Here is a 20,720-nt window from a genome sequence, read left to right as displayed (position 1 = left end):
CTTTATATTTGGTGTTCATGAATAATCATGGAGGCGGCAGGAAGATTTACCGTAGCGCCCTCCTGTAATATTTCCTGCGCATCAGCACCCGGGCCACCCCACTTTTGATCGGCTGAGTGCAACACCGTTTTCCAGGAGCCTTTTGCTGCGGCTAACAAATTAATCGTCTGCGGTTGATTGCTTATGTTAAACAAGCAGTAGAGCGATGGGTTCTGACCATGGTGGATCATGTGCAGCACCAGCTGCTCGTCCTCCATCTTTACCTGCATGTTTGGCTTGTCAGGCTTGGCCAGGGCAGGGGCAGTTTTACGCAGTCGGATCAGCTCTTTATAAAACTCCCTGAGCTTGTTTTGCTGCTCATCCGAAGTATAGCTGCGCTGCAGTTTGGACCGGTTAAAAGTATCTTCGCTCTGCGGGTCCGGTGCTTCGCCTTTAGAGGCAAAATAGGCGAACTCTTCTTTGCGGCCTTTGCGTACAGCTTCTACCAGGTCTTTGTCTGTGTGGCTTACAAAGTATAGGAACGGGTTCTTTTCGCCATACTCTTCGCCCATAAACAGCATCGGCACATACGGCGACAGCAGTACCAGTCCGGCAACCGGCTTCAGCATCTCAAACGATACCAGCTCTGTGAGGCGCTCGCCCAGCATACGGTTGCCTACCTGGTCGTGGTTTTGGGAGCCTATCACAAAGCGCTTCGCCGGAACACCGGTGGCGTCGGTGCCGAGCGTTTTCTTGCGATGCTCAGAGTATAAACCGTTGTAGACAAAAGTATGCTCCAGCGCTTTTTGCAGTTGCTCAGGTTTGCCGTAGTCTTCAAAATAACCTTCGGTTTCGCCGGTTACTAAGGTGTGGATGGCGTGGTGATAGTCATCAAACCACTGCGCATCGATACCATAACCGCCTTTTTCTATAGAGTTGATCAGGCGCACATCACTCTGGTCACTCTCAGCTATCAGCAAGTATGGCCGGCCTTCCTGCTCTTCCAGTTGACTTACCTGTTCGCGTAGTTCCTGCAGAAAATGCTTGGCTCCGGTATCATATATGGCATGCACGGCATCCAGGCGCAAGGCATCTACATGGAAGTCCCGCAGCCACATCAGCGCGTTCTGTAAAAAGAAATTGCGCACATGGTCGGAGTGGGCGTCGTCAAAGTTCAGGGCATTCCCCCAGGGGGTGTGGTACTTGTCGGTAAAGTATGGGCCGAAGTCGTTCAGGTAGTTTCCTTCCGGACCCATGTGGTTGTACACCACATCCAGCACTACCGACAGCCCCTGCGCATGGCAGGCATCCACCAGCTTTTTCAGACCTTCCGGTCCGCCATAAGAGTTTTGGGTGGCAAACGGATATACGCCATCGTAGCCCCAGTTGCGGTCTCCGGGAAACTGCGCAATTGGCATGATTTCGATAGCCGTTATACCTAAGTCTTTCAGCTCCGACAGATGCTTAATCACACCTTCAAAAGTACCTTCTTCGCTAAAGGTGCCTACGTGCAGCTCATAGATGATCAGCTGCTCCAGCGGCAGGCCTTTCCACTGCTTGTCCGTCCAGTTAAAAGACTGGTCCACTACGGCAGATGCTTCGTGGGGTCCGTCGGGTTGGTAGCGCGAGGCGGGGTCAGGGCGGTGTGTCTCATCATCCAGTACAAAAGTATAGCGCGTGCCGGGGTTCGCCATCTCACTCAGGCCGGTCCAGTAGCCAAAGGCTTCTCGTTGCAGTGTAACTTGTATGGGTTCGGGTTTGTGCAGTTGTACTTCTACCTTTTTTGCCTCCGGTGCCCACACTGTAAATACTGTTCCCTTATCCGGGGTATAATTTGCTCCTATATCTCTTAATATCGCCATAAAACATATCCATTTTTCACAGCACGTATTAACTGGCAATGTGGGTATTAAGTTGTCCATTTTTAGCCAATGCAAGGGATTTTTGCGGCAGATATTTGGTGCGTTGGCTAGCCATATAGATCAACTTACATAGGCGATAGAGTAATATAAAATATAGACCGAAACATATTTACATAAGATAAGTACGTACAACGGTTAAAGCAGATAGAATCTACATGGAACAACTTGAAGGAACAAAGCGCGTCGTAATTGAAAATGTAAAGCCACAAATTAACTGCGGAAGATTTCCTGCAAAGCGAGTAGTGGGGGAGGAGATGATCGTTACAGCAGACATTTTTGCTGATGGTCACGATGAAGTGAAAGCTCAGGTGATATTCCGTAATACTAGTTCTGGACAGGATGAGTGGACAGCAGTTCAGATGGAGTTTCTTGGAAACGACCGTTGGGAAACTGTTTTTACCCCAGAGGAAATGGGGCAGTATGCGTATACTATCGAAGGCTGGATTGACCATTTTTATACTTGGCAGAAAGGGCTTAAAAAGAAATTTGAAGCCGGCCAGGACGTAGGAGTGGAGCTACTGATAGGAGCAGAGTTAATAGAAGGAGCTGCCGGAGCGCATGAAGGTGAGCTGCGCGACAAGCTTTATAGTGTATCACATGAGCTTCGCAACGGTGGCTCGCCTATTAATGCTGTAGCGCTTGCTACAGGCACTGAGGTGTCGCAGCTAATGGCCGAAAATGGCGTGCGCGATAATATTACCACCTATGAAAAAGTACTGAAGCTGAACGTGGAGCGTAAGAAAGCGCTGTTTAGTTCCTGGTACGAATTCTTCCCGAGATCTACCTCCCAACTGGCAGGGCAGCACGGTACTTTCAAAGACTGTGAGCGCCTGCTTCCGCGCATCGCCGAGATGGGCTTTGATACAATTTACCTGCCGCCTATCCACCCGATAGGGTATGCCTTCAGAAAAGGGAAAAACAATAACCCAACTTCACAGCCGGGAGAGCCAGGGTCACCTTGGGCTATAGGTGCTGCCGAAGGAGGCCACGACGCCATACTTCCGGAATTGGGTACTTTAGAGGATTTCAGGCATTTAGTGCAGCAGGCAAAGGAGCACGGTATAGAGATAGCGCTTGACTTTGCCATACAGTGCTCACAAGACCACCCGTATGTAAAAGAGCATCCGCAGTGGTTTAAGTGGAGACCAGACGGAACGGTGCAATATGCTGAGAATCCGCCAAAAAAATACCAGGACGTACTGCCGGTAAACTTTGAGACAGAAGACTGGCAGAACCTGTGGCAAGAGCTGCGCCGCGTGCTGCAGCACTGGATTGACCAGGGTGTGGTGGTTTTCAGGGTAGATAACCCGCATACCAAAGCCTTTGGTTTTTGGGAGTGGGTGATTGAAGATATTCACAGAGACCACCCGGAGGTGATTTTCCTGGCAGAAGCCTTTACACGTCCGCGGGTAATGGAGCGCCTGGCAAAAGCTGGCTTTACACAATCATATACATACTATACTTGGCGCAACACTCCTGAGGAGTTGAAGGAATACATGGAAGAGCTATCGCAGACAGAAATGCGTGATTACTTCCGACCGAACTTCTGGCCTAATACTCCTGATATTAACCCGCCAGTGCTGCAGGAGGGCGGTGAAGCAGCGCACATTACACGCCTGGTAATGGCGGCCACTCTTTCATCAAACTACGGCCTGTATGGCCCGGTTTACGAGTTTGGGATTGCCACGCCGGTGCCCGGCAAAGAAGAGTACCTCGACTCAGAGAAGTATGAGATAAAGCATTGGGATTGGGGCAAACTTACAAAGATCAGGGAGGTAATCACCTCGATCAACAGAGCTCGAAAAATGAATACGGCGCTGCAGACCACCTGGAATATAGCCTTCGGTAACACCGATAATCCGGCATTCGTATGTTATGCAAAGTGGAGCAGCGACTTTAGTAACAAGGTTATTGTAGTGGTGAACCTTGACCCCGTGAATACACAGGCAGGTTGGGTGCAGGTACCGCTCAAAGAGCTTAACATGGGCAACGGCCAGTATGTGGTGCGCGACCTGCTGACGGAGCGTAGCTATACCTGGACAGATGAGTGGAATTATGTGGAGCTTCGCCCGCGCGAAATGCCGGTGCACGTGCTGCGTATCGAAGAAGCTAACCCTGGCCATACTCTATAAAGCTATTGCCCAAAAGATCATCAACGAAATAAAAGAACCCTTTTGACCACAAACATGGCAGACGAAAAATTCGAGTTTGACGACAACATACATTGGTACAAAGATGCTATTATCTATGAGCTGCACATAAAGGCTTTTAACGATGGCAATGGCGACGGTATCGGCGATTTTAAAGGCCTGATGCAAAAGCTGGATTACCTGGAAGACCTAGGTGTAACGGCCATCTGGCTGCTGCCCTTTTACCCATCGCCGCTAAAAGACGACGGTTATGATATTGCAGATTACCTTAGCATTAACCCGTCTTACGGCAACATGCAGGATTTCAAGGCCTTTGTGCGTGAAGCCCATAAGCGTGGTTTGAAGGTAATAACAGAACTGGTAATTAACCATACTTCTGACCAGCACCCCTGGTTCCAGCGTGCACGCGCAGCCAAGCCTGGCTCTAAGTACCGTGACTGGTATGTATGGACCGACGACCCGACCAAGTATAAGGATGTGCGCATCATCTTTACCGATACGGAGCAGAGCAACTGGAGCTGGGACCCGGTAGCGGGACAGTATTACTGGCACCGTTTCTTCTCGCACCAGCCAGACCTTAACTACGATAATCCTGCCGTACAGAAAGAGGTGTTCAAGGTACTTGATTATTGGTTTGATTTGGGTGTGGATGGCTTCCGATTGGATGCTGTGCCTTATTTATTTGAACGCGAAGGTACCAATGGAGAGAACCTGCCTGAAACGCACGATTTTCTGAAGAAGCTGCGCGCCCACGTGGACAACAAACACCAGGGCAAACTGCTGCTGGCCGAGGCGAATATGTGGCCGGAGGAGTCTGCCTCCTATTTTGGCGATGGCGATGAGTGCCACATGAACTACCACTTCCCGGTGATGCCGCGCCTGTTCATGTCGCTGAAGATGGAAGACCGTTACCCGATCATCGACATCTTTAACCAGACGCCTGCCATACCGGAGAGCTGCCAGTGGGCTATGTTCCTGCGTAACCACGATGAGCTGACGCTGGAAATGGTAACCGACGAGGAGCGCGACTACATGTATAAAGTATACACCAAAGACCCGCAAGCTCGCATTAACTTAGGTATCCGTCACCGTTTGGCTCCGCTGTTGGGCAACGACCGTGCGAAAATAGAGCTGATGAACGTGCTGCTATTTTCTATGAAGGGCACACCGGTGGTATACTATGGTGATGAGATTGGCATGGGCGATAACTACTACCTCGGCGACCGCGATGGCGTGCGTACTCCGATGCAGTGGAACGACAACCGTAACGCCGGTTTCTCAGAGGCCAACCCGCAGAAACTATACTTGCCGGTTATCATCGACCCAGAGTATAAGTATGAGTCGGTGAATGTGGATACACAGAACCATAACAGCAACTCGCTGCTCTGGTGGATGCGCCGCATCATCAACATGCGCAAGCGCTACAAAGCGTTTGGCCGTGGTGAGATGAAATTCCTGAACCCAAGTAATTCTAAGGTGCTTGCTTTTATACGCGAGTATGAAGACGAAACCATACTTGTAATCACAAACCTGTCGCGCTTCCCGGAAGCCGTAGAACTTGATCTGCAGAATTATAAAGGCCATATTCCGGTGGAAGTGTTTAGCAAGAACAAGTTCCCGGCTGTTAAAGACGAGCCATACCTGTTTACCATCGGAGGACACGGCTACTACTGGATGGAACTGAAGCCGCAGGAGGTGCCGCAGCATGCTGACGGTGACCAGGCCAAGCCGGCCATGAAGCTTAACAACCTGAAGCAACCGATGGATACCCGTACCATGCGTGAGTTGGAAGCTAAGGTGTTGCCGCAGTACATCTGGCAGCGTCGCTGGTTCGGTGGTAAAGCCCGTACCATGCAGCGTATGCAGATTGTGCGAAACATGCCATTATCTGTAGGTAAGTATGGCGCTGCATTGCTGTTTGTAGAGGTGAGTTATAACGAAGGCTTGCCAGAGCTCTACCAGCTACCAATTGCCTTTGCCACCGGAGAGCAGGAGCAGGAGGTTCGCACCAGTTGCCCGAATGCTGTTATCGCGCGTGTTTCTGTCGAAGGTAAAGAGGGTATATTGTATGATGCGCTCTACGACGAAGAATTCCGCCAGACGCTGCTGCAACTGATGGTAAAGAAAAGAAGAGTACGCCAGGATGAAGCAGAACTGGTTGGCATCAGCGACAAGTCTGTTGCTACCAACCTGCGCAATTCTGAAGGGCAAGCTACTTCTAAAATTCTATCAGCAGAGCAGAGCAACACGTCTATCATTTATAACAACATCTTCTTTATGAAGGTGTACCGTAAACTAGACAGAACCATAAACCCTGATGTGGAAGTGGTGCGCATGCTGACCGAGCAGGTTGGTTTTGAAAACACGCCACGCTACCTGGGTTCTGTAGAGCAACACGAGCCGGGCAAGCAGCCAATGGTGCTGATGATGCTACAGGAACTGGTGCCAAACCAGGGCGATGCCTGGAGCTACATAGGAGATTCTCTCAAGCGCCTTTATGAGCGACTGCTTACCCAGAACGACCGCATCAAAACGAAACAACCTGCAGGTACGCTTGCACATCCATTGCCGTTCTCTGAAATACCAGAGGAAGTACAGTTGCAGCTGGGTGGTGCCCATGTAGAGCGGGTAGAACTGTTAGGGCAGCGAACGGCAGAAATGCACCTGGCACTCGGCTCTATCACCAACGACAAAGACTTTACGCCAGAAGAGTTCTCGCTGCACTACCAGCGTTCCCTGTACTCATCGCTAACATCGCTTGTGCGCAGCAACTTTGATAGTTTGCAGAAACACCTGCCAAACCTGCCGGAGCAGGTGCGTGATGAGGCAGAAGAAGTACTGAACATGCGCAGTGAGATTCTAGAGCGTTTAAAGATGATCTTCGCCCACAAAATAGACACGCAGAAGATACGCACGCACGGCGACTACCATTTAGGGCAGGTGCTGTTTACAGGCAAAGACTTCTACATTATTGACTTTGAGGGCGAACCAGCACGTTCCTTCAGTGAGCGCAGACTTAAACGCTCCGCCTTGCGCGATGTGGCCGGTATGATACGCTCGTTTCATTATGCCGCTTACAGTGCCTTGTTCCAGCAAGAAGGACTACGTCGTGAGGATGCAGAATACCTAGAAGGCTGGGCAGAGCAATGGTACCATTATGCCAGCGGTTTCTATATGGATAATTACCTCCAGAAGACCAAAGGCACCGGAGTTATTCCGGCTAAAGAAGAAGACTTCGAGATCCTCATACGTACTTTCCTGCTGGAGAAAGCAATTTATGAGCTAGGATATGAATTGAATAATCGTCCGGATTGGGTGCTCATCCCTATCAGAGGCATTAAGTACATCATGAAAAAGTATAGAAATGGCTAAGAAAAAAGAAAGCACAACCACCGAGACTAACGATAAAGCTAAGGAAACGGCTGCTAAAACGTCTAAGCCAAGAGCTACGCGTACTAAAAAGGAGCCAATGGCAGCAGAAGACGCTAAGTCAGACGCGACAGGCAATACAAGTGTTAAGCGCACGCGCAAAAAGGCAGCTGATATGCCTGTGGCTGAGATGGGATCTCCTGTAACAGACACTGGCGCTGATGCTGCTGCGCCTAGGCGGGGCAGAGGCAGAAAAGCAACGAAAGATAACGAGATAGCAGTGCCTGTTGCCTCGAAAGATGGCGTGCAGGAACTGGCAAAAGTTAAACCTCGTGGCCGTGGTACGGCTAAAGCCACCACAACGGTAGTAGAGGAAAACCAGGAGGCAAATGCTGAACAGCAGGATCGCCCGGTATGGTATGCCAGCCGCTTTACTGAATTTGATATTTACCTCTTTAAAGAAGGTAAGCATTACTCGCTCTACCTCAAGCTGGGTTCGCACCAGATGGAGATAGCCGGCAAAAAGGGTACTTACTTTGCGGTGTGGGCCCCTAATGCCGACCAGGTATCGGTGATGGGTGAGTTTAACGGCTGGAGCCGCGAAGACCACCAGTTGCACCTCCGCATGGATGACTCAGGTATCTGGGAAGGCTTTGTGCCTGATGTGCATGCTGATACCATGTACAAGTATCACATCAAGTCGAAGTACAATTTATACCACGCCGAGAAAAGCGACCCGTTTGGATTTCGCCGCGAAACACCGCCACATACCGCCTCTATTGTGGGCGACCTGAACTATGAGTGGCAGGATCAGGCATGGATAGACAGGCGCAAGAACATGGCGGGGCAGGCACAGCCTATGAGCGTGTATGAACTGCACCTGGGCTCCTGGAGACGAAAGCCGGAAGAAGATAACCGCCCACTTACATACCGGGAGCTGGCAGAAGAGTTGCCAGCCTATATCAAGCACATGGGCTTTACGCACGTAGAGTTTATGCCTGTCATGCACCATCCGTTTAACGGCTCATGGGGCTACCAGATTACAGGCTACTTTGCAGCACACAGTTTACTTGGGTCTCCGGAAGATCTCATGTACCTCATCGATAAGCTGCACCAGCATGAAATTGGTGTGATTGTCGATTGGGTGCCTTCGCACTTTCCTTCAGATGAGCACGGTCTGGCCTACTTTGATGGCACGCACCTGTTTGAGCATGCTGATCCACGCAAAGGATTTCACCCGGACTGGAACAGCTACATCTTTAACTATGGCCGTAACGAGGTACGTTCTTTCCTGATCAGCAATGCGCTGTTCTGGCTGGATAAATACCATGTAGATGGACTCCGCGTAGATGCTGTCGCTTCGATGCTTTACCTGGATTACAGCCGAAAAGAAGGAGAGTGGATTCCGAACGAACACGGCGGCCGCGAAAACCTGGAGGCTATCTCCTTGCTTAAAGAGTTTAACCATGCCGTGCATGAAAACTTCCCGGAAGTATTAACCATTGCAGAAGAATCTACTGCGTGGCCTGCTGTAACAGGAAGTCTTGATAATGGCGGCCTTGGCTTTAACATGAAATGGATGATGGGCTGGATGCACGATACGCTAGACTACTTCTCCAAAGATCCTGTTTACCGCCGTCACCACCAGGGCGAAATTACGTTCAGTATTATCTATGCTTTCTCTGAGCATTTCATGCTGCCTTTATCACATGATGAGGTAGTGCATGGCAAAGGTTCTTTGATTGATAAAATGCCGGGAGACGAGTGGCAGCGTTTCGCAAACCTTCGTGCCCTTTATGCTTACATGTATGCCCACCCTGGTACTAAACTGTTGTTTATGGGAGCAGATATAGCACAGGCAAAAGAGTGGAACCACGACAGTAGCCTGGACTGGCATTTGCTGGAGCATGGTTTCCACCGAGGCATTCAGGATGTGCTAGGGGAGCTGAACGCTGTTTATAAAGCAGAGCCAGCACTGTACAGGCACAGTTTTAGTCCGGAAGGATTTGAGTGGGTAGATTATAACGATGCGCACAATTCTGTGCTCAGCTTCTTGCGCAAAGGAAATAGCCCTGAGGAGGAGATGCTGGTGGTGTGTAACTTTACGCCCGTGGTACATGAGCATTATCGTCTGGGTGTGCCGCATAGTGGTACCTGGGTGCAGGTATTTAACTCTGATGATGCGCGCTACGGAGGTAGTAATGTGCACAATGAGGGGCCAGTTCAGACAATGCCGGAGCCTTTCCACGGAAAGGAGCATTCTATTACGCTGAAGGTGCCGCCACTTGCTGTTTCTTACTATAAACTCCACCGCGCTTAGTATTTGTTAGGCGCTAGCAGCTAGTTGTTTAGAGTAACAAGTATAAAAAGCCGAAGCCGAAGTATGATTTATACTTCGGCTTCTTTTATGACGAATTCCTTTAATCTGATTAAGTAACAGCAAGCCTCCGTTTGCGCCAGTAATAGCTTCTCTTGATAGGATTGCAACTGCAAAATTGCTTATCTGAGGTAGTCCAATAACTATAAACTACTTTCCTTTTCGAAGCGGAAAATACTTTCTGAACCTGGTTTGCTCGCTTGGTTCCTCATGCGGAATAGTTACCTCCGAAACTGAGCGAACGTCTTCTATAGAGTAGAATGCCTGTGGATTGTAGTCGCGTATAATGCCAATCACCTCATCCATCTTCTTACGTTTCACGATCAGAAACAAGAGGTTTACTTTCCCGCGTGTTCCCCGGGCATCGATGCAGGTGAGGCGGTAGCCGTGGCCGGATAGGCGTTCAATTAATTTATCAGCAGGCTCCACTGTAATAACCCGTACTACCATTTGCCCCAGCGCCAGTTTCTGCTCTACGCGCAAGCCCAGAAAATTACCCATTGCAAAGCCTCCTGCCCATGCTAAGTAGGATGCCACATTGCTCAGGTTCTCCATTACCTGTGTGATAGCGATCAACCAAATCAGTACCTCCAAAAAACCTAAAAGAGGGGCAATCTTTTTATCGCCTTTCGATATAAAAACTATACGAAGCGTGCCGAGTGTAACATCGCATATGCGGGCGAAAAAGATAAGAGCAGGTATAATCACCCATTCTACAATTGCTGGGTCTATGCCTTTAAATAAGTCCATGATTTAATTTGATGTTGTTTAACCTTGGGAGCAGTTTCATACATATAATGAAACCGGCCATGGTTGATTTCGATTATGCCTGAAGTGTGTTTAAGATAGTTCTGCAAGAGGAGAGAGGTGATCCCCCACAAAAACAGATCGCGTTTTAGGTAATGACTCAGGATAGTTTTTCTGTATAAAATCAATGAGATGCTCCCGCACATAACAGCGCAGATCCCAGGCAACACCAGAGCTATGTGCACTCATCAGGGCACGTAACTCCATTGTTCGCTCTTTAGAGTCTGTTACCTGTAGTACTGACACGCGCTTGTCCCAAAGTTGTGTTAGTGCTAAGATACGATCAAATTCCTTACGAAGCGGCTCTATGGGTAAGGTATAATCGGTATAGAGGTAAACGGTGGCCAGTATATCAGAACCGGTGCGTGTCCAGTTCTGAAACGGCTTCTGGATAAAGTAATTCAGCGGCAGAATAAGGCGGCGGTTATCCCAGATCCTCAGCACGACATAGGTAAGTGTAATTTCCTCTACCCGGCCAAACTCATTCTCCACCACCAGCACATCATCCAGGCGTATAGGTTGAGTAAAGGCAAGTTGTAAACCGGCAAGCAGGTTGGCAATGGAAGTCTGTGCTGCAAATCCTATTACCACTCCTGCTACTCCGGCAGAGGTTAGCAAGCCGGTACCCAGCTTTTGCACGGGCTCAAAGCTCAGCAGTATCAAAGCGGTAGCCAGAAAAATAATAATGACAACCATAAGCTTCCGCATGAACTGTAGCTGTGTAATCAGCCGTCGCTCCCGGATGTTATCTTCTTTTTCAATGGCATACTTCTGCCGCACCAGATCACGGCCTACGTCAGTGAATTTTATTAAAATCCAGGCGAAAACAATTATATCTAGAATTTCTGTCAGGCGCTTAAGCCCCTGTAGTGTACCGGGTGAATAAGACAGCGAAGGCAGCAGAATAGATACGCAAAGCAGGGGTAGGAACAACGAAAAAGGCTTGCTCAGGTGCTTTGTCAGTAACTTGACCAGGTAAGGATTGTCAGTTCTGTTATAGAGGTTCAGTAATCTGAACAGCAGTAGTTTAACTATAAGGCCTACCAGAATGGCTGCTGCTATATAGGCAAGGCCAGTCAGATAGTATTCAAGGCTATTGTAAAGTACCTGTAGGTTTTTCATAGGGTGCGTGTGTACAGGGCATGGAAAGATCAAAGTGAAAATACTGTGGATCGGCTCTAAAAGTTATCGTGCTGTCCTTTAAATAAATATCGCTAAATATTTAAATGCTAATAGGTATTGTGCTATATTAGAGAACGTAGAAGCCTTTTTTACGTATGCAGATTTAGGTTGATGTGTGTCAACCGATGGAGATAAAACGTACTCAGCAGCTCTGTAGCGTATCACCGCACCTACTATTACCAGCTGCAAGCAGGGGCTGAGAAAATTACCACAAAGCATGGCAAAACTTATTATTGTTTCAAACAGGTTACCTGTAAAACTACAAGAGAAGGATGGACAACTAAGTTATCAGGCAAGTGAAGGCGGACTTGCAACGGGCTTAGGCTCTTTCTATAAAAAAGAGAACAACCTCTGGATAGGTTGGCCTGGCCAAGTGGTATCTGAAGAAGATAAACAGGAGCGCATTATTGATGATCTCAATAAAGAAAACATGCATCCCGTTTTCCTGACTGAAACTGAAATAAAAGAATTTTATGAAGGGTTCAGCAACGAAACCCTTTGGCCTACTTTCCATTACTTCAGCCAATACGCTGTCTATAGCCAGCAGCTATGGGAAACATATGTAAAGGTGAATCAGAAGTATTGTGATGAGGTGGTAAAGCAGGCCGGGCCGGAAGATACCATCTGGGTACACGATTACCAGTTGCTATTGCTGCCAAGTATGCTCCGCGAAAAACTGCCTGACAGTACCATTGGTTTCTTCCAGCATATCCCGTTCCCTAGTTACGAAGTATTCCGCCTGTTGCCTTGGCGAAAAGAGCTGCTGGAGGGCATGCTTGGCTCTGATTTGGTAGGTTTCCATACCTACGATGACATGCGCCACTTCCTCAGTTCAGTAAACCGCATTGTAGGCTACGGCAGCACACATGGTTGGATTAATACACCCACTCGCTCGCTGCTGGTAGATTCTTTCCCGATGGGGATAGACTATGATAAGTATGCAGGAACAGCTGCTTTGGAAGAAGTCAAAAGAAGGGAGAATGTATACCGTGGCAACCTTAACGCCGAAAAAGTTATACTTTCTATCGACCGTTTAGACTACTCTAAAGGGATAGCGCAGCGATTAGAAGCTTTTGAAAAGTTTTTGGAAAAGTACCCGGAGTTTCAGCAAAAGGTAACTTTACTGATGCTAGTGGTACCAAGCCGCGATGCTGTAGAGAAGTATAAGGAACTGAAAGAGGAGGTAGACGAACTGGTTGGACGCATCAACGGTAAGTATAGCCGCATTAGCTGGAACCCGATACAGTATTTCTACCGCTCATACCCACTCGAAACACTATCAGCATTTTACCGCATGGCAGATGTAGGGCTGGTGACACCGATGCGTGACGGCATGAACCTGGTATGTAAAGAGTTTGTGGCCAGTAAGCTCGACCAAAAAGGAGTATTGATACTTAGTGAGATGGCAGGAGCTTCTAAAGAACTTTCTGACGCCATTCTTATCAACCCGAACGATATTAACCAGATGGTGGAGGCGCTACACCAGGCGCTTACCATGCCGGAAGAAGAGCAGATTACGCACATGCGCAATATGCAAACCTCGCTTCAGCGCTACAACATTCACCATTGGGTAAGCATGTTCATGGACCGCCTGTCGTATGTGAAGATCAAGCAGCTATCGCTGGCTACGTCTTACCTCGACGAAGCTATCTTTATGGAGATGAGCGACGCTTACGACTCATCCAGCTCACGCCTGTTCTTCCTGGAGTATGATGGCGCCTTAGTTGATTTCCGTAACCGCCCACTCATGGCTAGACCGGATGATGAACTGATGGAGTTACTGGAAAGCCTGAGCAGCAGCCCTAAAAATAGGGTGGTTGTAATGAGCAGCCGCGAGAAGGCTACGATGCAGGATTGGCTGGGCCACCTGAACATCGATATTATTGCAGAGCACGGCGTCTGGATAAAACAGAAAGGCACCGGTTGGCAAACCATGCTTAGTTTAATGGATGACTGGAAGAAAGATATCCGCCTGATTCTGGACCTGTACGTAGACCGTACACCGGGTTCGTTTATAGAAGAAAAAGAATACTCGCTGGTATGGCATTACCGCCGCGTAGAAACAGGTCTTGGTGAGCTGCGTGCCCGCGAATTGGCCAGCCATCTAAACTTCCTTGCATCCAACAGCAACCTGCAGGTGCTGGATGGTCAAATGGCTGTGGAGGTGAAGGCACAGGAAATCAACAAAGGCAAAGCATCAAGCTATTGGCTGAGTAAGTTCCCGCACAAGTTTGTGATGGCCGTAGGTGATGACTGGGGTGATGAGGACATTTTCAAAGCCATGCCACGTGAATCGTATACTATAAAAGTCGGCAACTCGTACTCTGTAGCTAAGTATCATGTGGATACCTGCAAAGAAGCACGCGAAATGCTGTCGAGGCTGGTGCAAAGCCGTAGTCAGGAGCAATCTTCTGGCGGTGCTTTGATGACTGGTTGATAGCAAAGTATAAAATAACAGAAAGCCCCATCTGTAGTGTACAGGTGGGGCTTTCTGTTTTATGGCTTATTATACTTGCTGATGGTCTAGAGTAAGTAGGGTATGGCCTACCTCATCATTTCCTGCTACTGTCATTTCGAACGTAGTGAGAAATCAATCTATCGGGAATTCTGGAAAGATCTCTCCTGACGTCGAGATGACAGGAATGAGGGAAAAAGAAATTGTCTAAAGTTTATCAGCTTGATAAGGTTTAAAAAGCCACTTTTCAATTTCTCCTAAAACAATGTATTGCTTGCTGGTTTGCTGTCCTTCTGCTTTGGCTGTTCCGGTACCTCGCAATTCTCTTCGTTAAATACCTGGTCGATGGCTTTTTCGGCTTTGCGCAGCTTTTCCTTGCACAGCTTAATCAGCTGCGACGATCGCTGTACCTTTTGCGTCAACTCATCTACGTCTACGGCATCATTTTCTATGGCACGTAGTATTTCCTCCAACTCCTGCGTTGCTTCGCGGTAGGTCATTTGGTTCAAATCCTTACTCATCAGTATCAATAGTTACAACTAAGCTATGGATGGAGCCGTCCTGCATTTTGGTTTGCACCACGTCTCCATCTTTCACGTCTTTTACACTTTTAATTATTTTCCCGTCTACTAAAGTCAGCGTGTAACCACGCAGCAGCAGCTTTTCTGGGTTATTGGCTTCTACACTCATTTCCAGCAGCTTTAGCCTGTGGTTCTCATGCTGCATTTTGTTTTTTACACCATACGTTAGCTTGTCGCTATACTTGGTAAAGGTTAACTGTTCCTGTTTCAGTTTGTCGTTAGACTCCGTTTCCAGGCAATGCACCAGGTGGTTCAGCTCGTGCTCCTTCATGTGCAAGTAGCGCTGGCTTTTGCCTTCCACGCACACCGATAGCTCCTGCAGCAGCCGCTCCTGCTCGTATAGCAAATCTTTTGTTTCGGAGTTAAGGTCTTTTTCCAGGTTACTTACGTGGTGCTTCTGCGCTTCGATGTAGGACTTTGGTTTAAGCAGCAATCCGCGGGAGAGTATCTCCAGTTTATCCTTTCGTGCCTGTAATATCTGTTTGGTGTTATTGTTTACCCGATGGCTGAGGCGCTCCAGCTGGTCATGTGCCAGTTTCATCTGCTGTGCCGAAAACATCCGGATGCTATCGAACAAGCTTTCGCTGTACTCTTCGGCAGCTCTGAACCTGTCAATCAGGAAACCCGCTACGGCCGTAGGTGTCTTCAGGCGCGTGTTCGCTACCAAATCGGCTATACTTTCGTCGCGCTCATGCCCAATACCCGTCAGCACCGGCAACGGAGATTTTCCGATGGATGCGGCTATCTTATAGTCATCAAAGCAGCTTAGGTCTGTCTGGGAACCACCGCCACGAATCAGCACGATTACATCATATTGATCTTTATACTTGCTGATTTTGGCAAAAGCACTGGCTACAGAAGCCGGAGCCTCGTTGCCCTGCACAGTGGCCGGAAACAACGTTGTGCTGAAGGTATAGCCGTAGCTATTGTTTTGCAGCTGATGCACAAAATCCTGGAAACCGGCAGCCGTGGCAGAGGAGATAATGGCCAAGCGCTGCGGCACCATCGGCAGCTCTAGCGCCTTGTTCGCCTCCATCAGCCCCTCAGCTTCTAAACGCTTCAAGGTTTCCTGCCGCTGGCGCGCAAGGTCACCGATCGTATAGTTGGGATCAATGTTGGTAATGTCGAGGCTAAGGCCATAAAGCTCGTGAAACCGCACTGTTGCCTGCAACAGCACCTTTAGCCCTGCCTTCAGCGGCTGGCCTGTTTTTTCCTCGAAGTGGCGGCCCAGCATCTGGTAACGCGAGCCCCAGATAGTAGCGCGGGCCTGTGCCAGCATTTGCCGGGCATCGTCGCCTTTATCTACCAGGGTAAGGTAGCAGTGGCCTTTGCGGCGGTCTACGTTTACCTGTGCTATCTCAGCCACCACCCAATAGCTATCTGGAAAAGCAAGCTCCAACTCCTCGCGTATCTGCTGGTGCAGGGCATGCAGGGAGAGGGGGCCAGGTTGTTCCTGGTGGCTTATACTATGGCTGATATAGATATGGGACATCGCTCGCTCAATAAAATTTCACCTGCACTACCAGCAGATTGCCGGCTCCTAAGGCTCTAAGATAAAGCTTTCTTCACAAAAACACAGAACACCAAATATGTAAAATCATGATTTAAAGATAAATAGAGACCCTGATGCAAGCGGCTGCAAGTATAGTTAAATAATGTATGGCCTCTAATGCTTTAATTTTCAGGAGGATAAAGTATGTGTTGTGAAAAAATGTTGTTTTTGTTTGGCTTTTTAAAAATTCGTCCCGTATAATTGCAACATCAAGTCAATTGTCCCTTTTGCGGATATTGATTTATAAAGAAGCGTGGAGAGACAGGCTCTATGAAGCGCTAGCAACCTAACTACCGTGGTTAAGGTGCTAATTCCTGAGTTCGGCAGGGTGCCGGACGAATATAAATTGATACGAAAATGAACAAGGGAATTAAGCCAACACAACTCGTAGTATCATTTGCACCGGCAGGGTATAACCTGTCGCAAAATCTTTATTTAGCTCCTGCTAAACAATTTGTCATGCGCACGCCCATGTGCAGCATGTGTTACTGTTGTTGATCATCCAAGTATAAAAATCCTGTTTTCAGAACGGCTTAGTGGCAGATGTTAAGTCTGCTGCTATGGCTACGCTGTAAACAAATCAGGCTTTTTGCGGCTCAACAGCATCCTTTCTTTTAGTTTATATTTTCCCAAGCTAACCTTATTAAATCAGCATAATTATGTCACAAGCATTGCATTTCGAAACACTACAGCTACACGCAGGCCAGGAAATAGATCCAACAACACAGTCGCGTGCGGTGCCTATTTACCAGACTACTTCTTATGCTTTTAAAAACGCCGAACACGGTGCTAACCTGTTTGCACTCAAAGAATTTGGCAACATCTATACCCGCATCATGAATCCTACCTCTGATGTGTTTGAAAAACGCATTGCGGCGCTGGAAGGTGGTGTGGCGGCCGTGGCAGTAGCATCAGGACAGGCGGCGCAGTTTATAGCTCTTAACAACATACTGGAGGCCGGAGATAATTTTGTTACCACAAATTACCTGTATGGCGGTACTTACAACCAGTTTAAAGTATCGTTCAAGCGACTGGGTATAGAGGCAAGGTTTGCTGAAAGTGATGAGGCAGAAAGCTATGAAAAATTGATTGACGATAGGACGAAAGCCATTTATGTAGAAACCATCGGCAATCCGCGTTTCAACATTCCGGATTTCGAAGCCATTGCCGCACTTGCTAAGAAGCATGACATTCCGTTGGTGGTAGATAATACGTTTGGTGCAGGAGGTTATTTGTTCCGCCCGCTGGAGCACGGCGCTAATGTGGTGGTTGAATCTGCTACAAAATGGATTGGAGGCCACGGCACAAGTATAGGCGGTGTGATTGTAGACGGCGGTAACTTTAACTGGGGCAACGGCAAATTTAAACAGTTTTCGGAGCCAAGCGAAGGCTACCACGGCCTTAACTTCTGGGAAGTTTTTGGATCGGACGGACCTTTCGGTAACATAGCTTTCGCCATACGTGCCCGTGTCGAAGGCCTGCGTGATTTTGGCCCTGCCATTAGCCCTTTTAATTCTTTCCTGCTACTGCAGGGACTCGAAACACTTTCGCTGCGCGTGGATAGAACGGTGCAGAACGCGCAGGCGCTGGCTGAATGGCTGGAGCAGCATGAGCAGGTAGAGAGTGTAAATTACCCAGGCCTTGAGAGCAGCCCATACCATTCGTTAGCTAAGAAATACCTAAAGCGAGGCTTTGGTGGAGTATTGTCTTTTAAGCTGAAAGGCGATCAGCAGCAGGCAGAGAAATTCGTAAACAGCCTGGAACTGGTTAGCCATTTAGCTAACGTGGGCGATGCCAAAACCCTTATCATACATCCTGCTTCTACCACGCACCAGCAGCTGTCAGAAAAAGAGCAGCTAAACGCAGGCGTGGAGCCAACGCTGCTGCGCATTTCCGCAGGCATCGAGCATATAGAAGACATTAAAGCAGATATAGCGCAAGCCTTTGCTAAAGTACAGGCAGAAGAGCCAGCCGCAGTTTAAAATTACTATGCCAACACCTCAGTTATTTCACCATCAACAAGAGTTTCAGCTGGAGTCCGGAGCTACACTTCCGGGCTTCCAGCTGGCTTATACCACTTATGGTACGCTAAATCCTCAGCGTAGCAATGTTGTGTGGGTGTGCCATGCCCTTACCGGCAGCTCAGATTTTACCGATTGGTGGTGCGATCTTTTTGGAGAAGATAAGTTTTACGACCCGCGTGAGTGGTTTGTGATTTGCGCCAATACACTTGGTGGTTGCTATGGCTCTACCGGGCCGCTGTCTATCAACCCAAAAACTTTACAGCCATACTTCCATACATTCCCGCAGTTCACGAACCGGGATGTAGTGCGTGCTTTCGATTTGCTGCGGCAGGAGTTGGAGCTGGAGCGCATCCATACCTTGATTGGTGGCTCGCTGGGTGGGCAGCAGGCGCTGGAGTGGGCACTGGTGCAGCCGGATGTATTTGAGCGGCTGGTGCATGTGGCCAGTAATGCACGCCACTCACCGTGGGGTATTGCCTTTAACGAAACGCAACGCATGGCTATTCGCCAGGACCCGAGCTGGGAAAGCAGCACAGCAAATGCAGGTAAAGAAGGTATGAAAACGGCACGTGCTATTGCCATGCTTTCTTACAGACACTATAAAACTTACAACGAGTCGCAGCAGGAGCCAGGGCATAGTATAACGGAAGATTTCAGGGCGGCCAGCTACCAAGTATACCAGGGCGAAAAACTGGCGCAGCGGTTCAATGCCTATACTTATTGGCTGCTTTCAAAAGCTATGGATTCGCACAACGTGGGGCGCGACAGGGGAGGAGTTGAAAAAGCACTGACACAGCTAAAGCCCCGGACTCTAATTGTAGGTGTAAATTCAGACTTGCTCTTTCCGGTGGAGGAGCAGTATTTCTTGCATGAGCATGTAGAAAGCTCCTCATTCTACCTGATCAACTCCAGCTACGGCCACGACGGCTTTTTAGTGGAATTTGAGCAATTGACAGAGGCCATCAAAGATTTTTATCAACAGGACAAGTTAAAAGCAGCATTAAACTATGAAGAACAACAGTGGTAAACGCATCGGGATATTTGGCTTTGGTTGCGTGGGGCAGGGCCTGCACGATGTGCTACAGGATAACACCCACCTGGAGGTAGTAAAAATATGTGTGCGTGATAAAGAAAAACTGCGAACACTGCCCAGCAACAGGTTTACGTATGATCCGCAGGAGCTATTACAAGATGAAACAATAGATCTCTTTGCCGAGCTCATCAGCGATCCGGAAGAGGCATTTTTTATAGTGAGGCAAGCGCTGAAAGCAGGCAAAATCATCGTATCAGCCAACAAGAAAATGGTATCGGAGAACCTGCCTGAGTTGGTAGAGCTACAGAAGCAGTATGGTGGCACACTTCTCTACGAAGCAGCCGTATGCGGCAGCATTCCGATTCTGCGCACGCTGGAAGCTTATTATGGAAATGAGCAGTTGCAAGAGGTAAGTGGCATTTTAAACGGCTCTTCTAACTACATTCTCACCAAGCTGGATGCCGAGGGGTTAAGCTATGACGATGCCCTGCAACAGGCTCAGGAGCTGGGTTTTGCAGAGGCAGACCCAACGCTGGATGTAGGTGGTTATGATGCCATGCATAAGATTAGCTTAATAGCCGCGCATGCTTTTGGTGCTTTGCCTGCACCGTCTGATATACTACGTGCAGGTATACAACATATAGCGAAACGCGATGTATCACTGGCTCAGGCGCTGGGCGCACGTATTCGCTTAGTCGCTTCAGCAAAGTTGGACATAAAGCATAAGCTGCTTGTACAGGTGCTGCCAACATTCGTCTTTCCTGAATCTGAGTTATACTATGTAGAGGCAGAGTTCAATGGCGTGCAGCTAAAAGCCAAGTATGCCGGTGATCAGTTTCTGAAGGGGAGAGGTGCTGGCAGCCATCCTACTGGTTCTGCTGTCTGGGCTGATATTTCAGCTGCCCTGGCTGGGTATAAATATACGTACCAGAAATTGGATCGGGCAGCAGTGCAGCTAGAAGAAGATGCCGCTTTGAAATTGTACCTGCGTACATCAAAGCCAACTTTATTGCCGGAATTAGCCTGGCTGGAACTAACTTCTTTTGGGGTTGATGCTCAAGCAGAGCAGCTGGTAGGCACCATCAAACGGAAAGATTTGCTGCAGCATTTGCAAGCGCTTGAAGCCGCTGATGCTTTTGTTGCAGAAATACCTACTTATGTTACTGTAGAAGAGCTTGTTAAGGCTTCAGTTCCTTTGCTGGAAGAAATAAGTGGCTACTGATTTTCTTCTAGCAAGCCATACTTATACTTTACTAACATTGATTTTATCAAGTATATAATTTGTACTA

Annotated in this window: 12 protein-coding genes and 1 riboswitch; of the genes, 7 read left to right on the top strand and 5 right to left on the bottom strand. The window is 48.4% G+C overall.

Features of this window, described 5'->3' with window-relative positions; genetic code table 11:
- Window positions 1–2: 2 nt before the first annotated feature.
- Window positions 3–1,841, bottom strand: a complete 1,839-nt coding sequence (gene treZ / locus ACFQ2O_RS02140) for a malto-oligosyltrehalose trehalohydrolase (RefSeq protein ID WP_377522533.1) — start codon at window positions 1,839–1,841, stop codon at window positions 3–5.
- Window positions 1,842–2,056: 215 nt separating this feature from the next.
- Here treZ and ACFQ2O_RS02135 point away from each other — a divergent pair, with 215 nt between their 5' ends.
- Genes ACFQ2O_RS02135 through glgB form a run of 3 tightly spaced genes read left to right on the top strand, consistent with a single transcriptional unit; the run spans window position 2,057 to window position 9,740 of the window.
- Window positions 2,057–4,033, top strand: a complete 1,977-nt coding sequence (locus ACFQ2O_RS02135) for an alpha-1,4-glucan--maltose-1-phosphate maltosyltransferase (RefSeq protein ID WP_377522531.1) — start codon at window positions 2,057–2,059, stop codon at window positions 4,031–4,033.
- 54 nt (window positions 4,034–4,087) lie between these two features.
- Complete coding sequence (treS, locus tag ACFQ2O_RS02130; RefSeq protein ID WP_377522528.1) at window positions 4,088–7,423, top strand: maltose alpha-D-glucosyltransferase; 3,336 nt, start codon at window positions 4,088–4,090, stop codon at window positions 7,421–7,423.
- On the top strand, window positions 7,416–9,740 hold the full coding sequence (gene glgB, locus ACFQ2O_RS02125; RefSeq protein ID WP_377522527.1) for a 1,4-alpha-glucan branching protein GlgB: 2,325 nt from the start codon (window positions 7,416–7,418) through the stop codon (window positions 9,738–9,740). The genes treS and glgB overlap by 8 nt, the downstream gene beginning before the upstream one ends.
- A 207-nt stretch (window positions 9,741–9,947) precedes the next feature.
- On the opposite strand, the gene ACFQ2O_RS02120 is transcribed toward glgB, so the two are convergent.
- Together ACFQ2O_RS02120 and ACFQ2O_RS02115 are read right to left on the bottom strand one after the other, a co-directional pair.
- On the bottom strand, window positions 9,948–10,547 hold the full coding sequence (locus tag ACFQ2O_RS02120; RefSeq protein WP_377522525.1) for a DUF2179 domain-containing protein: 600 nt from the start codon (window positions 10,545–10,547) through the stop codon (window positions 9,948–9,950).
- Between the two features lie 90 nt (window positions 10,548–10,637).
- A complete protein-coding gene (locus ACFQ2O_RS02115) occupies window positions 10,638–11,726 on the bottom strand; it encodes a mechanosensitive ion channel family protein (RefSeq protein WP_377522524.1) in 1,089 nt (362 codons plus the stop codon).
- A gap of 277 nt (window positions 11,727–12,003) precedes the next feature.
- Here ACFQ2O_RS02115 and ACFQ2O_RS02110 point away from each other — a divergent pair, with 277 nt between their 5' ends.
- Window positions 12,004–14,223 (top strand): bifunctional alpha,alpha-trehalose-phosphate synthase (UDP-forming)/trehalose-phosphatase, encoded by a 2,220-nt coding sequence (locus ACFQ2O_RS02110; RefSeq protein ID WP_377522523.1) that lies wholly within the window; start codon window positions 12,004–12,006, stop codon window positions 14,221–14,223.
- A 275-nt stretch (window positions 14,224–14,498) separates the two neighbouring features.
- On the opposite strand, the gene xseB is transcribed toward ACFQ2O_RS02110, so the two are convergent.
- The gene (gene xseB / locus ACFQ2O_RS02105; protein WP_377522521.1) at window positions 14,499–14,762 is read right to left on the bottom strand and encodes an exodeoxyribonuclease VII small subunit; all 264 of its coding nucleotides are present in this window, start codon (window positions 14,760–14,762) and stop codon (window positions 14,499–14,501) included.
- Window positions 14,755–16,314: an exodeoxyribonuclease VII large subunit gene (xseA, locus tag ACFQ2O_RS02100; RefSeq protein ID WP_377522520.1), complete on the bottom strand. Its 1,560-nt coding sequence runs from the start codon at window positions 16,312–16,314 to the stop codon at window positions 14,755–14,757. Before xseA ends, xseB begins: the two co-directional genes overlap by 8 nt.
- Before the next feature lie 298 nt (window positions 16,315–16,612).
- Window positions 16,613–16,722, top strand: a riboswitch (SAM riboswitch).
- Window positions 16,723–17,033: 311 nt separating this feature from the next.
- On the opposite strand from xseA, the gene ACFQ2O_RS02095 reads away from it, so the two are divergent.
- The 3 genes from ACFQ2O_RS02095 to ACFQ2O_RS02085 are packed head-to-tail and all read left to right on the top strand — an operon-like array spanning window position 17,034 to window position 20,653.
- Window positions 17,034–18,356, top strand: coding sequence for an O-acetylhomoserine aminocarboxypropyltransferase/cysteine synthase family protein (locus ACFQ2O_RS02095; RefSeq protein WP_377522518.1), 1,323 nt, complete (start codon window positions 17,034–17,036; stop codon window positions 18,354–18,356).
- Between the two features lie 7 nt (window positions 18,357–18,363).
- The gene (gene metX / locus ACFQ2O_RS02090) at window positions 18,364–19,425 is read left to right on the top strand and encodes a homoserine O-acetyltransferase MetX (RefSeq protein WP_377522517.1); all 1,062 of its coding nucleotides are present in this window, start codon (window positions 18,364–18,366) and stop codon (window positions 19,423–19,425) included.
- On the top strand, window positions 19,406–20,653 hold the full coding sequence (locus ACFQ2O_RS02085) for a homoserine dehydrogenase (protein WP_377522515.1): 1,248 nt from the start codon (window positions 19,406–19,408) through the stop codon (window positions 20,651–20,653). Before metX ends, ACFQ2O_RS02085 begins: the two co-directional genes overlap by 20 nt.
- Window positions 20,654–20,720 lie beyond the last annotated feature (67 nt).

Source organism: Pontibacter rugosus, from assembly GCF_042678745.1.
GTDB classification, from domain to species: Bacteria; Bacteroidota; Bacteroidia; order Cytophagales; family Hymenobacteraceae; genus Pontibacter; species Pontibacter rugosus.
Note: the sequence above shows the minus strand (reverse complement) of the source record. Positions and strands in the feature narration are given on the sequence as shown.

What these genes read in the sequence shown, in the direction of transcription:
- ACFQ2O_RS02135 (WP_377522531.1), top strand. Translation starts at nt 2,057, where the DNA reads ATGGAACAACTTGAAGGAACAAAGCGCGTCGTAATTGAAAATGTAAAG.
- ACFQ2O_RS02095 (WP_377522518.1), top strand. Translation starts at nt 17,034, where the DNA reads ATGTCACAAGCATTGCATTTCGAAACACTACAGCTACACGCAGGCCAG.
- treS (WP_377522528.1), top strand. Translation starts at nt 4,088, where the DNA reads ATGGCAGACGAAAAATTCGAGTTTGACGACAACATACATTGGTACAAA.
- ACFQ2O_RS02115 (WP_377522524.1), bottom strand. Translation starts at nt 11,726, where the DNA reads ATGAAAAACCTACAGGTACTTTACAATAGCCTTGAATACTATCTGACT.
- ACFQ2O_RS02120 (WP_377522525.1), bottom strand. Translation starts at nt 10,547, where the DNA reads ATGGACTTATTTAAAGGCATAGACCCAGCAATTGTAGAATGGGTGATT.
- metX (WP_377522517.1), top strand. Translation starts at nt 18,364, where the DNA reads ATGCCAACACCTCAGTTATTTCACCATCAACAAGAGTTTCAGCTGGAG.
- ACFQ2O_RS02085 (WP_377522515.1), top strand. Translation starts at nt 19,406, where the DNA reads ATGAAGAACAACAGTGGTAAACGCATCGGGATATTTGGCTTTGGTTGC.
- treZ (WP_377522533.1), bottom strand. Translation starts at nt 1,841, where the DNA reads ATGGCGATATTAAGAGATATAGGAGCAAATTATACCCCGGATAAGGGA.
- ACFQ2O_RS02110 (WP_377522523.1), top strand. Translation starts at nt 12,004, where the DNA reads ATGGCAAAACTTATTATTGTTTCAAACAGGTTACCTGTAAAACTACAA.
- glgB (WP_377522527.1), top strand. Translation starts at nt 7,416, where the DNA reads ATGGCTAAGAAAAAAGAAAGCACAACCACCGAGACTAACGATAAAGCT.
- xseA (WP_377522520.1), bottom strand. Translation starts at nt 16,314, where the DNA reads ATGTCCCATATCTATATCAGCCATAGTATAAGCCACCAGGAACAACCT.
- xseB (WP_377522521.1), bottom strand. Translation starts at nt 14,762, where the DNA reads ATGAGTAAGGATTTGAACCAAATGACCTACCGCGAAGCAACGCAGGAG.